Genomic DNA, 14,480 nt, shown 5'->3' with positions numbered 1-14,480 from the left:
TCCTCTTCTGGGTCCAGGGGGCTTGCTCAAGTTATTTAAATTGATTAAAAAATAGAGTAACCTTGAACCAACACTCAACACAAGGGGGCACGATGACCCAAAGTGCACAGAACTTCAGCCGCACACCCGAGGGCCACCTCTCACTGCAGACCAGTCACTATTCGATCCTGGTTCCCTCAGACCGTCCTTATGCACAACTGCGCGACAAAAATGGGACCCTGTGGACCGAACTCTTTCTGGCATTTTCGGCCCACACGCTGACCGGACAGGACCGCACGGCACGCATTGAGCAGGAAGTCCTGGGGAATTCCCTGATCCTGAAACTGCAAGGGGGCATCTGGCAGGAGAAGCGCCTGACCTTCACCTTTCTGGAGGACAGCATCGAAATCACACCACAAATCACTGGAGAGGGAAACCTGACGGATCTGCATTACCTGGGTGGCTATTACAGCGGGCACCTCAGGTGGGGCAGCGGGTTCTTCCAGAGTGGGTACCGCTTTGGTCGGGTGTTCAACCCTGAACCCCACGGACAGGAACGCCGCACCATTCCGGCAGGGGAGAGCACCACCATCGACGTGATGGGCACCAGCATTCCCGGCAAGGCCCACTGGTTTTTTACACCCGCCCCGTACTATTACGCCTTCACGCAGGATCAGAATGCACCTGCTCTGAATCTCGGTGCAGACCAGGGAGGCACCCCTCTGGAAGTGCAGGAATCAGGAAAGAGCGACTTGTGGATGACCGCAGGCCTGAAAGTGCAGGATGGTGAGCACAACTTCACTGGATTTCATTACCACGGAACAGAAGGGGCCTACTCCCTCAGCCTGAGTTATGAAGGCTACACCCGGATCTCAGGCACCGTGACCCTGCCCACCTTGCGCCTGTCTTTCACCACAGAGCCGTACAGAGGTCTGGAGGAATACGTCAGGAGTCTGGGCAGGCAAAGCAGGCCTCAACAGTCCGACTGGTGGTTCACCCCCATCCAGTGTGGTTGGGGTGCCCAGTGCTACACTGCCCAGACCAGAGGCACCCGTGCTCCCGAAGAATGCACCGAAGAGAACTACAACGGTTACCTGAAGGTCCTGACCGCAAACAAGATTGAACCTGGAATTCTGGTGCTGGATGACAAATGGTCCAGCACTTATGGCACCTGTGAGGTGGACCGCAAAAAATGGCCCAACCTGGAACAGTGGATTGAGGAGGCCCACAACAGAGGCCAGAAAGTGCTCTTGTGGTGGAAAGCCTGGGACCCTGAAGGCCTGCCCCTGGATGCCTGTGTGCTGAACGATCTGGGCGAGCCCATTGCTGCCGACCCGACCAGCCCTGTTTATGAAGAGATCCTGCGGAATGCCGTGCAAAAAATGCTGCTGGACTACGGTGCAGATGGCTTCAAGGTGGACTTTTCTGCCCGCACCCCCAGCGGTCCTGGCCTGAAGGTGCACGGCAACAAGTGGGGGGTGGAACTCCTGCACCAGCTTCTGTGGATCTTGCGGGACGAGGCCAAAAAGGTCAAAGCAGACGCACTGGTGATGACCCACACCCCCAACCCCTACTTCCATGACGTGACCGACATGATTCGCCTGAACGACGTGAACACCGGACAGCCCGTGATCGAACAGATGCAGCACCGCTTCCGGGTGGCCCAGGCCGCACTGCCCCACCACGTCATCGACACCGACAACTGGCCGATGCCCAGCAAGCAGGCCTGGAGGGAATACGTGGCGCTGCAGCCCGATCTCGGCGTCCCGAGCCTGTATTTCGTCACCAACGTGGACGGCACAAAAGAACCCCTGCTGGAAGAGGACTATGCCCTGATCCGCAGGGCCTGGAAGAAACACGCTGAAAAGAGGACCCTGCTGTGACCACCGAACAGAAAACCTACACCGTCCACATGTACCACCACACCCACTGGGACCGCGAGTGGTGGAGCACCCTGCAACGCTTCCGTTTCCGTCTGGTGCACACCATTGACCGGATTCTGGACACCGTGGAGCAGAACGAGGATTTCACGAATTTTGTGCTGGACGGTCAGACCATCGTGCTCAAAGACTACCTGGAGGTGCGTCCTCAGCAACTGGAGCGCTTAAAGACCCACATCAATTCCGGGAAACTCTTTGTGGGCCCCTGGCACATCCTCCCTGATGAGTTTCTGGTGTCTGGTGAGGCCACCATCCGCAACCTGTGGCTCGGAGAGCGCACCGTGCGGAGCCTGGGCATCAAGAAGAGCATGGTCGGTTACCTACCTGACCAGTTTGGTCACATTGCTCAGATGCCCCAGATCCTGCAGGGGTTCGGGGTGGACAATGCCATTGTGTGGCGCGGATTTGGTGCCCCTCCTCTGGGCCAGGAGGATGGGACCGGAGACCAGGGCAAGGACTATTACCTGTTCCCCAAAGCCCGCAACAGCGACGTGTTCCCCGGGAGAATGCAGAACGAATTCTGGTGGGAGGCACCCAACGGAACTCGCGTGCTGGGGATTTTCCTGCCCCTGGAATACTACCGCAGCCATTTCAAAGAGGACCCTGAAAACCCAGAGTGGACCCACGACCAGACGGTGGGCCGGGCCATGCGAACCCTCAACCATCTGAAGGCTTTTGCAGCCACCGACTACATTCTGGAACCGATGGGCGGAGACCACCTCAATGTGGACCCCAGACTGCCCAGACTGCTGAAAACCATCAACGCTGAAATTGGCAAGGCAGGTTTCAGGTACGAGCAGACCAGCCTGGACCAGTTCATCCAGAATGTGAAAACCCAGCAGGACCGCATTTCCGTGGTCTGGAAAGGTGAAGGGCGTGCATTTGGTCGCAAGGCGCACATCCTGCCCGGGGTGTTCAGTGCCCGCCTCTACCTCAAACAGTACAATTACAAAACCCAGACCGAACTGGAGCGCTATGCAGAGCCCCTTCAGGCCATCACCTGGACCCTCGGGGAGCGTTACGAGCAGGACTACCTGTGGCTCGCCTGGGACAGGCTGATCCAGAACCACCCCCACGACAGCATCTGTGGCTGCAGCATTGACGCTGTACACCGGGAAATGATTCCCAGATTTGAAGAAGCCCTGCAGATCGGGCAACTGCTGAAAGAAGACAGCCTGCAGGTCCTGGCAAACCGGGTCCGTGCCACCTTCAGTGAGCCAGATGATCTGGTCTTTGTGGTGTTCAATCCGCTGAACTGGAACCGCACCGATCAGGTGGTGCTCACCCTCAACCCCCATCTGGAGGTCAGGCCCGAAGAGTGGGCACTCATTGGTGAGAATGGGCAGGAGATTCCCTTTCAGGTTCGTCAGGCTCGCAGTCCGTATGAAAAAGCGGAGTCCTTCCCCTGGCTCGGGATCAAGGACCCGCAGCAGCATGACATGGACAGCGTTACAGAGCTGTACTTCGTGGCAGAGGACCTGCCTGGAGTGGGTTACCGCACCTATGCCCTGCGCAAGCTTGCTGACCCCAGACCTTCCCACCGCATCCGGCCCTACACCATTCTCGGGAATGTGGCCCTGCACAAGGGAAACGAGGCCATCACGGATCTGGCCGTGGGTCCCAGGGTTCTTGAAAACCGCTTTCTGAAAGTCACTGTGAACGAAAAAGACGGCAGCCTGACCCTTGAAGACCGGGAAACGGGCCATGTTTACGAGGGCCTCAACCAGTTTGTGGATGGGGGCGACAACGGAGACACCTACAACTACGGCTGGCCTCTGGGCGATCTGGAATTCAGCACCCGTGACCTGAGACCCCACATTCAGGTGCTGGAAGCTGGAGCAGCAAGTTCCACCCTGCGTGTCACCTGGAAACTGAAACTGCCTGCCTCCATCAGTGAAAACCGCCAGAACCGCAGCGACAGTTACACCGATTTCGAGCTGCACAGTGACATCACCCTCCATGCCGGTGTGAAGCGGGTGGACATCCGAACCCATTTTGTGAACACCGCAAAAGACCACAGGCTCAGAGCCGTGTTTCCTCTTGGACGGAAAATTGAGAGATCCAGTGCGGAAAGCCAGTTCTGTGTGGTGGACCGCCCTGCAAGACTCCCTGAAGACCAGAGGGGCAGCGGCGAACCTGCCGTGCACGAGCATCCCCAGATGGCTTTCGTCAGTGTGACAGATGGGGAGAAGGGCCTCAGCATCCTCAACCGTGGTCTGCCTGAATTCAGTGCCGATGAGGAAGGGAATGTCTTCCTGACCGTGCTGCGTGCGGTGGGCTACCTGTCCCGCGAGGACTTCCTGACCCGTGTAGGAGGTGCAGGTCCCACCAGTGCCACCCCCGACGCCCAGACCCTGGGACCCTGCGAGGCCGAGTACAGCATCTATCCTCACGCTGGAACCTGGGAAGAAGCCCAGACGGTGCGCGTGGCCCATGCCTACAATGCACCTCTGGTGGCCAACACCCGTGTGAGCCAGATTGTGCCCCTCAGAAACCAGCACCTGACCGTGAATGCCACCCTCCCGGACTCTGGCAGTTTCCTGAAAGTGGAAGGAAACGCACTGCTCACCGCCCTGAAACGTGCTGAAGATCAGGAAGCCCTGGTGGTCCGTCTGGTCAACCAGAGCAGCAAGGCAGAAAGTGTGACCCTCAAACCCCTGCAAACCCTGAAAGCGGCCTTTCTCACCAACATGCTGGAACAGCCCACCGAAAGCCTGTCCGTGCTGGAAGGCGCCGTGACCCTGGACATCCAGCCCTGGCAGATTGTGACCGTGCTTCTGGAGGTCGAATGAAAACCCTCGCTGTCCTGCACACCACCCCCGTGACCGTGCAGACCATGAAGGACCTGCACGCAAAACTCAAACCCGAAGTCAGGCTGGTGAACATCCTGGACGACAGCCTGCTCTCAGACGTGATGCAGGCGGGTGCACCCACTGCAGAAGTTCAGTACCGCATGCTCTCCTACGCCCGCAATGCCCAGGTGGCAGGGGCAGACGCCGTGATGTGTGCCTGTTCCTCGGTGGGAGAGGTGGTGGAGGCCCTCAGGCCCGAACTGAAAGTGCCCTTTCTGAGGGTGGATGAACCCATGGCCCAGGAAGCCGCCCGACTCGGAAAGCGCATCGGGGTCATTGCCACTGTCAACACCACCCTGGAACCCACTGCCAGACTGGTGGAACGTCAGGGAGATGTGGAGGTTGAAAAAGTGCTGGTGGAAGGGGCCTATCAGGCCCTGGTCTCCGGCAACAGTGAGCGCCATGACGAACTGGTCCGCACCGCCCTGCTCAGGCTTCTGGACCGGGTGGATGTGGTGGTCCTCGCCCAGGCCAGCATGGCCCGTGTGGTCAGCACCCTCAATCCTGCCCCCGCAAAACCTGTGCTCAGCAGTCCTGAAAGTGGTCTCAAAAAAGCACTGGAGTCCCTATGAAAATCCCTGGAAGTTCGACCCTGAGTGACATCCTGCCCCACGCCCAGAAGCATGGCTATGGTGTGGCGGCTTTTTCTGCCCGTTACCTCGCCTGCATCCGGCCTGTCATGGAAGCAGCCCAGGAGCTCCAGTCTCCGGTGATTGTGGAAATCAGCCAGCGTGAACTGGGCTGGTTTCAGCTGACGCCCATGCAGTTCCGCAACGAACTCGCAAAAGTGGTGCGTGAACTGAACGTGACGGTGCCTTTCTGTTTGCACCTGGACCACAGCTGGGAACTGAACGTTATTCAGGACGCCATTGACGCCGGATTCAACAGTGTGATGATCGATGCCTCCTCCAGGCCCTTCACAGAAAACGTGGCCCTGACCCGCATTGTGGTGGACATGGCCCACAGGGCAGGGGTCAGTGTGGAGGCCGAACTCGGCAAACTCACCACCACCGACAAAATGGAGTCCGAGAACGACGAGGAAATGTACACCGATCCCGAGGAAGCCCAGCATTTTGTCGAACTGACTGGGTGTGATGCCCTGGCGGTCAGCATCGGAACGGCGCACGGTGTCTACCCAGTGAAAAATCCCAAAATTGACTTTGATCGTCTGCGTGCCATTCGTCAAAGGGTGGGAGACCTTCCTATCGTGCTGCACGGAGGTTCAGGCCTGCCTCCCGAAACCGTGCACACCGCCATGCAGATTCCTGAGGGGGGCACCACCAAGATGAACATCGCCACCGATCTGGAAGTGGCCCTGCTTGCTGCCATGGGTGGACTTGAGCGCATGACCAGTGCAGAACTGGACGCCCTGGACCCGGAGCTTCGAGCAAAAGGCCGCCAGGCTGTGAAGGACACTGCCATCGACAAGATCCGAAACTTTGTCAGATCTGAGAACCGGGCATGGGAAAACACTCACTGAACGGAACCTGGGAACTGGTCCCCTCCATTTCGGAAGACTGGAGGTTCAGAATGCTGCACATAGAGGAAGTGCAGCAGGTGGGTGCATTTGCCCGCACCCGCTGGAGTCCGGCTCAGGTTCCCGGGTCCATCCATGAGGACCTGCTGCGTGCAGGTCAGATTGAAGATCCTTCTTTCGGCCTGAACAGCCTGAATTGCGAATGGGTCAGTGAACGCCAGTGGGTGTACCGAACGCGATTCACCTTGCAGGAAAGGAAAGCTCCGAAGGTCTGGCTGTGTTTTGAAGGCATCGATGACAGCAGTGATGTTTTTGTGGACGGTGTGCAGATTGGGTCCACCGTCGGGGCACACACCCCACACCGCTTTGACCTGAGCCATCTGGAACCAGGAAACCATCTGCTGGTGGTGGTCCTGAAAGAGCCTCCAAAAGAACACGGGCAACTGGGCAGAACCAGTGAAACCCAGACCCTCAAAGGCCGTTTTGGTTACTGGTGGGATTTTGGGACAAGGCTCATTCATGCAGGCATCTGGAAAGATGTCTTTCTAGAGGAAACCGCAGAAACACCCATCTGGGACGCCTGGGCCACCAGCAAGCTTGACGGAGAGAAAGCCACCGTCACCATCCAGTGGGACGCAGGTGTTGCAGCCAGGGTCAGGGTCACCACCCCATCGGGTCAGGTTCTGAAGACCGAGGGCACGGGTTCAGCCACCATCGAGGTTCTGCATCCTGAACTGTGGTGGCCCCACGAATTCGGTGATCAGAAGCTTTACACCGTTCTGGTGGAGGATGACCACCAGACCCTGGAATTCCGGCACGGCATCCGCAGTGTGACATTGGAACACAATGAAGCCTCACGCAATCGTGGTGCACTGCCCTACACCCTGGTGGTGAATGGTCAGGCCATTGAGATGCGGGGTTTCAATGTGGTCTCTGCAGACCACCTGCTGGCAAGGCAGGGCATTGCAGACACCGAGCGCACCCTGATGGAACTCGCCCGGCACACCGGGGCCAACATGCTCCGGTTCAACGGGGTGTGCCCGATTGCCTCGAAAGCCACACTGGAGGCCTGTGACCGTCTGGGTCTCATGGTCTGGCAGGAGATGCCCCTCAGTTCCAGCGGAACCGACAACGTGCCCCCAACCTCTGAGGTGTTCCTGCAAAACCTGGATCGGGACCTGCCTCATCTGGTCTCGAAGTTGCGCAACCATCCCAGTGTGGTGCTTTATGACGCCGGAAACGAACTGACCGACGAACACCGCAACCCTGCAGGACTGGACCATCCCACCATTCACCGCATTCATCAGATGCTTCAGGACCTGGACCCCACCCGTCCCTTCCTGCCCACCTCCCCCAGTGGTCCCAGCTATGACCTCTCTGAACAGTCTGCAGCCGATCAGCACGATGTGCATGGTCCCTGGCATTACCGGGGGTGTGTGGACACCTACCTGCCTTTTTACCGCTCCCGTGCCCTGCTGCACAGCGAGTTTGGCTGTCAGGCTGCCCCCAGGATGGAAACCCTCAAAAGTTTCCTTCCAGAAAGCCACCTGTGGCCCATGAACGACAGCAACGAAATGGTGGTCCACCACGGGTCGTGGTGGCTGATGGGACACCGCATTGAAGAGGTCTTTGGTCCAGTGACTGATCTGGACACTTATGTGAAATTGACCCAGTTTGTCCAGCACGACGTCCTGCGTTATGCCGTCCTGAGCAACCGCGTCAGACCTGAATGCAGCGGGGCTCTGGTCTGGCAGCTGAATGAACCCTGGCCCAATGCCCACTGCACCAACGTGCTGGACCACAACCTGAAGCAGAAAGCAGCCTTTTATGCGCTGAAGGATGCCTTTCAGCCTGAAGCTGCCTTCCTCAGATACCAGAGTCCTGTTGCCCCAGAGGGTGTGCTCAAAGCCGACGTGTTGACCACCCGCCAGACCCCTGCCAACCATGACATCCGCCTGGAAACTTTTGACCTTGCAGGACATCCTCTGCAGACGTTTGATCTGAAGGCAGGAGATCAGGTTGAACTGTCCGTGGCAAGTGTGATCCATGTCCGGCTGTCCCTCAGAACTGCATCTCGAACATCAACAGGTGAATATTATTTTTCCAGTCAGACCCATCAGCCCTTCAAATCCCTGCTGGACCTTGAGGCCACCCCTGTGGCTCTGCACCTGCAAGGTGAAGTCCTCAGGGTCAGGAACACCGGAACGGTGACGGCCCATTTTGTGACGCTGGAGGCAGATGCTGGATGCATCGAGTGGTTCTCTGAAGGGGTGATGACCCTGCTCCCCGGAGAAACCCGTGCCGTGCAAGTGAAACTGACCACCCCATCTGGAGATCCTGTAGAACGCCCACAGATCACAGTGAAAGCCTTCAACCTGGCCACACCAGAGGAAGTCCATGCTTAGTTTCTGGCGTGGCATTCGAGAAGGAGGGGTGCTCGCCTGGCAGAACCTTTTGCAACTGGTTTTGCTGAACCTGATTTTGCTCCTTCTGGGCTGGACGGTGGTTCTTCTCGGTCCTGCCCTGCTTGCCGTCTATGAATACATCGCCCGCACCTTCCGGGATGAAGAGAAACACCGGCTGGAAGAGTTGCCTGCCTGGGTCCGGTCTCACCTCCTGAATGGCGTGCTGTACCTGCTGGGCTGGATTTTGCTGCTGGGCCTCCTGTACACCAACCTGGTGTTCTGGGCACAGGTGCTCCCGGCCTTTGGACAGGCCATCCTGATGGTGCTGGTGGGCTACATTCTGGTGTTTGCTCTGGCTTTGCAGCCTTATCTGCTGGAGCGCCTCACTGTGCACCGCCTGCCTTACCTGAAAGCTTTGCCTGCTGCATTGCAGGACCTCATTCGTGAACCCATTGCATCGCACTTTCACACCCTGGTGCCCATCACCTTGCTGCTGATCAGCCTGAAGTGGATGACCCTGCCCCTGATCGTCTTCACATCGGTGGGCCTGATGTTTGCTGCTGCACGGGTCAAAGCGGCCCACCAGATGCCCGAACCCCAGGAAGAGCACCTGAATGACAACGAGGACCCCTCCCATGCTGGTCTTTGAGATTGGTGCAGGTGACCTGCTGGACAATTACAAGCACCCCCGCATCACGCCAGAAACTCCCTATCTGGCAGGTTCAGGGGCATCCTGGCCGATCTATCAGGCCAGTGAAGCAGACCCTGAAGCGGGATACCAGCTTTATCCCCGTGAGATTCTTTTTGAGCTGCCCGCAGACCTGCATCCCAGCGGTTATCTGCTGGAGATCGAATATCTCGTCATTGCCCCCAGATATCCCCACCTGCGGGCAAGCATCAATGGCTTCGAAACCGACCTGTATTTGAACCCCAGAGCAAGCCAGTCGGGTGAAATCCGCCTGCTCAGCGGCCTGCACACCACCATCTATGCCGATGGGACCCTCAGGACCGTGCTGCCTCCGGGATGTGTCCATGAAGGCATCAACCGCCTGACCCTCACTGCAGTGGACGGGGAAGAGGTGCTTTTCATCGACAACCTGGATCGCATTACCCGTCTGGACCGCATGGCAAACGGGGCCGGTTTGATTTACCAGAGCATTCGCCTGACAGAAGCTGAATCGATTGAAGTTTCTGTGCAGATCGTGCCGACAGTATTGTACCGGGAAGAAAAGGGTGAGCTCCTGAACCGCATTGATGGCATCGTGAACTGGAACCGGGGGTCTGCCCCTTTCACCGTCCTGATCGATGGCGTATCTTACGAAATCGAACCAGAACCCACCCACTGGGGGCAGTCCCGCTTCAGCGTGTGGACTTCGGTCAAAGACGAGGTTTTTGAGTGCCAGGTGCTGGGTTTCACAGGTCGGATGAAACGTGCCCGCAAATGGACCGTTTACATGGCGACCCACTCCCACACGGACATCGGGTACACCCACAGGCAAATTGAAGTGGCTGAACGCCAGAACCGCAATCTGGACAGTGCTCTGAAGTTTATAGCGGCAGGAGACCTGTTCTCCTACCACCTGGACAGCGTGTGGCCTCTGGAATCCTACACGGAATCCCGCTCACAGACCCAGAGGAAACAGCTCTCGGAACAGATGCAGGCTGGACACATCCATGCCGCCCAGAATTATGCCGACCTGCTGACCCATTTTGCAGCGCTGGAAGACCTGATTCACAACCAGACCCTTGGGCAGAAGATGCTTTCCATGTACGGGGTGTCCAGCAAACTCGCTGCAGTGGTGGATGTCGCCAGCATCACGCAGGCCCTGCCGGATGTGCTGTCCAGAGCGGGCGTGCGTTACCTGATTCATGCCAACAACCAGGACCACGGGCCTTTCCGGCTGAACGGCAGGCTGAACACCCGGTGCCCTTTCTGGTGGCAGGGTCCGGCAGGTGGGAAAGTGCTGTACTGGCTGGCAAAAATGTACTGCGAGCTGCGCAAGGTCTGCGGCAGCCCTCCGGTGCTCAGCAGTGCAGAGCGGGGACTGAACACCTGGCTTTCCGAATACGAGCGGGATGATTACCTGCCAGATGCCGTTTTGCTGTACGGGCAGGAGGCGGACAACACCGACATCGACCCCCAGCCCAACCGGTTTGTGCAGCTCTGGAACGACACCTACGTCTACCCCAAACTGCTGCCCACCGATCCGACCCATTTCTTCGAGCACATCGAGGAACGCTGGGGAGAACAGCTGGAAACCGTGACCGGAGATGGTGGAGCGTACTGGGAAGATGGAGTCATCACCAGTTTGCAGGAAACCCTGCAGGCCAGACAGGCCCAGGCAGACCTCCCTGCCGCAGAACAACTCGATGCCCTGGCCGCCCTGCATGATGCCACCTTGCAAACCCCTGCCGGATTTTACGATCAGGCGTGGCATGAACTGCTGCTCTATGACGAGCACACCTGGGGGGCTTTCCTCAGCGTGACCGACAGCGATGCGATCCTGCAAAAAGACCAGTGGGACGTGAAAAAGGCCTTTGCTGCGACGGCGCAGCAAAAAGCAAAACAGCTGCTTCACGCTGCCGCAAGCCGCAACAGCCTGCAGTGGAACACCCGGGCCCGCGAGGTGGTGGTCTACAACCCGCACAACTTCACCATGACCAGTGATTGCAACGTTGAAATAGCCTTGCATGAGGGAATTTTTGATGGAGACACCCGTGTCCCTTTCCGTGAAGTGTCCAGAACGGCCACCCAGAAAGTCATCCAGTTCAGCACCACCCTGGAGGGATTCAGTTACCGCAGGTTCCAGTTGCGCCCTGCACCTGAGCCCCAGAAGCCCTTCCCTGCACAGATCCGTGGTCTGGTGATGTTGGAGACCCCCCATTATCAGGTGCACGTGGATGCAGACCGGGCCAGAATCCTGCAGATCACAGACCTTGAATCCGGTCAATCCCTGCTTTCCAGCCAGGGTGCAGGCAGCCTGGTTTATGTGACAGGAGGGGAAGGCTCACGCATCACCAGCAATCAGGCGGACCTCCCAGACGCTGAACTGACACTCCATGATGGATTTCAGCTTCATGAAGGGCTCCTTGTGCAGGACGCCCTGGGAAGCACATTGACCCTCAAAGGGCAGCATTTCAGTGGTCCACTGACCTTCACCCTCCACCTGCCTGAGAACCAGAAAGCAGTGCTGCTGGATTACCAGTACAGCAAAACTCCGACCCTTTCCCGTGAATCGGCCTATGTTCAGTTTGATCTGGCAGACATCGAAACAATCAAATCAGACGCCCAGATCGGATGGGTGGACTGGGAAACAGACACCCTCCCTGGAGCCTGCCAGGAATGGCTCCCCTTGCAGACCGGCATCCTCAAGACGGGCGGAATTCCTACCCTGATTGCCAGTCCAGACATCCCCCTGTTCTGCATCGGGGATGTGGTGCGGGGCCACTGGCCCGTGAAAAAGGACCAGCGAACTGGCCCCGTTTGTTCCTACCTGCTGAACAACTACTGGCACACCAATTACCTCGGGAAACAGGGCGGGAATTTTCACTTCCGTTACCTGATCGCCAGCGGAAACCACCTGACTGAAGCAGAAGCCCACAGGATCGGATGGGCCACCCGCCGACCCCTGTATGCCCATCGCATCAGCTTTCAGGATTTCCGTGAGGAGCTTCCGGTTTACCAGGACCCCCGGCAGGGCTACCTGCTCAAAGTCACCGGAGACGTGCACGTGCGAACCATGCAGGTGCAAGACGACCTGCTCACCCTCCGGCTTCAGAGCATCACTTCACACCCCCAGACCGCCCACATCGAACTGCCAGATGTGCCCCAGACCGTCCATCTCACCGATCTGCACGGAGGTTTTCTGCAGGAGATTCCCACCCATTCACCTCGCATTGCTGTTTCACTGCCCGCACTGGACCTCGTGACCCTGAAGATCCACCTCCGGAGGAAGAGATGAACCGCGAACTGGCGTTCAACACCGCAAATTACGCTTACAGACAGGCTTTCTATTCCAGTGAAGAAGACTGGGGCATTGCCTGCCGCACCAGCAGGCTGTATTTTTCACCCATCGAGACCTTCAAAGAGCGCATGGACGACCTGCTCGCTGAAATTGAGGGTCTGGGATTCAAGAAACTGGAACTCTGGCACTTCCACCTCAACCAGAAGTGGTGGACCGAGGAGCACGTTCAGGTCCTCAAAGACCTGCTCGCTGCACGCAACATGTCGGTTTTTGCTTACTGTGGTGGCTTTGGGGACACCGAAGAGGAATTTCTGAAAACCTGCGAACTGGTAAAACGCCTGAACATCCGGATTCTTGCTGGAGCGACCCCCCTTCTTTTCAACAACCGTCCCTTTCTGGTGGAGAAACTCCGGGAATATGGCCTGATCCTCGCCTACGAAAACCACCCCGAAAAGACCCCCCAGGACGTGCTGAACAAAATCGGGGACACCGATGCGGACGTGATTGGAACCACCATCGACACAGGCTGGTTTGGCACCCAGAATTACCCTGCCGGGCAGGCGATCCGTGAACTGAAAGACCGTCTGGTGCACGTCCACCTCAAAGACGTGCTCAGGGTGGGAACCCACGAGACCTGTGCTTTTCAGGACGGGGTGGTGGACATTGCAGACTGCATCGAGGCCCTCAAAGACATCGGGTACACCGGAGAGATCAGCCTGGAGCATGAACCCCACACCCACAACCCGAACGAGGACATTGCCCGCTCAAAAACATACGCGGAGGAACTGCTGTGAGCGCGAACCATGCTGTGAAAGTGGCCGTGGTCGGATGCGGTGTGATTGCTGCCGTGTACGCCAGGGAAATGCAGAGTTACGACAATTTGGAGCTGTATGGATGCTTTGACATTGATCCAGAAAAGAGCAAAAAACTGGCCGATGACTTTGGAGGCAAAACCTTTGACACCTATGGGGCCCTGCTTGCCGATCCCGAAGTCGAGGTGGTCCTGAACCTGACCATCCTTCCAGCCCACTTTGAAATCTCAAAAGCTGCTCTTGAAGCAGGGAAGCACGTCTTCAGTGAAAAACCCCTGGCGGCCACCAGTGAAGAGGCCAGAGATCTGGTGAACACTGCAAAAGCCAATGGAGTGCGTCTGGGTTGTGCCCCCATCACCTTCCTGGGAGATGCACAGCAGAGGGCCCTGAGGGAGCTTCATGTAGGAACCATCGGGCAGGTGCGGGCCATCTATGCGGAAACCAACCACGGACGCATCGAGACCTGGCATCCCACCCCGTTCAGCTTTTATGACATCGGGCCTTTGCGGGATGTGGGGGTTTACCCCCTGACGGTGATCACCAGCATTTTTGGGCCTGCAAAAAGGGTATGGGCCTACGGGAGTGTCCTCAGGAAAGACCGCATCAGCAAGCGGGATGTGCCCTTTGAGGTGAACGCTCCAGACTGGTACGTGGTGGTGATCGAACTGGCGAGCGGTCCGGTGGTGCGCCTCACCTGCTCCTTTTATGTGACCCACACCAGCAAACAGGTCGGAATCGAGTTCCACGGGGACACCGGGCAGCTTTACCTCTCCAGCTGGGTCGAGCCCTCCGCAAAGCTTGAAGTGGGTCAGTTTGGCAAGGCCTACGAGTCCCTCCCAGATTACACTCCCACAGAAAAGCCCTTCCGGTATGCCCTTGGCCTGAGTGAGATGGCAGCAGCGATCCGGGAGAACAGACCCCACCGGGCCAGTGGAGAGCAGGCGGCACACATCGTGGATCTGCTTGATGCCGCCCACCGTTCCATCGAACAGGGAGGACCCGTGGAACTCACCTCCACCTTCACCCCTGCCCCGCCCATGGAGGACTGAA

The 14,480-nt window shown here is 57.8% G+C and carries 9 protein-coding genes; all 9 read left to right on the top strand.

Features of this window, described 5'->3' with window-relative positions; genetic code table 11:
- Nucleotides 1-92 precede the first annotated feature (92 nt).
- Genes DC3_RS14130 through DC3_RS14090 form a run of 9 tightly spaced genes read left to right on the top strand, consistent with a single transcriptional unit; the run spans nucleotide 93 to nucleotide 14,479 of the window.
- On the top strand, nucleotides 93-1,862 hold the full coding sequence (locus tag DC3_RS14130; protein WP_146885347.1) for an alpha-amylase family protein: 1,770 nt from the start codon (nucleotides 93-95) through the stop codon (nucleotides 1,860-1,862).
- Nucleotides 1,859-4,711, top strand: a complete 2,853-nt coding sequence (locus tag DC3_RS14125; protein WP_146885345.1) for an alpha-mannosidase — start codon at nucleotides 1,859-1,861, stop codon at nucleotides 4,709-4,711. The genes DC3_RS14130 and DC3_RS14125 overlap by 4 nt, the downstream gene beginning before the upstream one ends.
- A complete protein-coding gene (locus DC3_RS14120) occupies nucleotides 4,708-5,343 on the top strand; it encodes an aspartate/glutamate racemase family protein (protein WP_146885344.1) in 636 nt (211 codons plus the stop codon). The genes DC3_RS14125 and DC3_RS14120 overlap by 4 nt, the downstream gene beginning before the upstream one ends.
- The gene (locus DC3_RS14115; RefSeq protein WP_146885342.1) at nucleotides 5,340-6,251 is read left to right on the top strand and encodes a class II fructose-bisphosphate aldolase; all 912 of its coding nucleotides are present in this window, start codon (nucleotides 5,340-5,342) and stop codon (nucleotides 6,249-6,251) included. Before DC3_RS14120 ends, DC3_RS14115 begins: the two co-directional genes overlap by 4 nt.
- Complete coding sequence (locus DC3_RS14110) at nucleotides 6,233-8,653, top strand: glycoside hydrolase family 2 protein (RefSeq protein ID WP_146885340.1); 2,421 nt, start codon at nucleotides 6,233-6,235, stop codon at nucleotides 8,651-8,653. The genes DC3_RS14115 and DC3_RS14110 overlap by 19 nt, the downstream gene beginning before the upstream one ends.
- Complete coding sequence (locus DC3_RS14105; RefSeq protein ID WP_146885338.1) at nucleotides 8,646-9,302, top strand: DUF624 domain-containing protein; 657 nt, start codon at nucleotides 8,646-8,648, stop codon at nucleotides 9,300-9,302. The genes DC3_RS14110 and DC3_RS14105 overlap by 8 nt, the downstream gene beginning before the upstream one ends.
- On the top strand, nucleotides 9,268-12,615 hold the full coding sequence (locus tag DC3_RS14100) for a glycoside hydrolase family 38 N-terminal domain-containing protein (RefSeq protein WP_146885336.1): 3,348 nt from the start codon (nucleotides 9,268-9,270) through the stop codon (nucleotides 12,613-12,615). Before DC3_RS14105 ends, DC3_RS14100 begins: the two co-directional genes overlap by 35 nt.
- A complete protein-coding gene (locus DC3_RS14095) occupies nucleotides 12,612-13,412 on the top strand; it encodes a sugar phosphate isomerase/epimerase family protein (protein ID WP_146885334.1) in 801 nt (266 codons plus the stop codon). Before DC3_RS14100 ends, DC3_RS14095 begins: the two co-directional genes overlap by 4 nt.
- Nucleotides 13,409-14,479, top strand: a complete 1,071-nt coding sequence (locus DC3_RS14090; protein ID WP_222594768.1) for a Gfo/Idh/MocA family protein — start codon at nucleotides 13,409-13,411, stop codon at nucleotides 14,477-14,479. The genes DC3_RS14095 and DC3_RS14090 overlap by 4 nt, the downstream gene beginning before the upstream one ends.
- Nucleotide 14,480 lies beyond the last annotated feature (1 nt).

It is taken from the genome of Deinococcus cellulosilyticus NBRC 106333 = KACC 11606, from assembly GCF_007990775.1.
In the GTDB taxonomy this organism is placed as follows: domain Bacteria; phylum Deinococcota; class Deinococci; order Deinococcales; family Deinococcaceae; genus Deinococcus_C; species Deinococcus_C cellulosilyticus.
The sequence above is the reverse complement of the archived record's forward strand: the minus strand, read 5'-3'. Positions and strand labels throughout refer to the sequence as shown.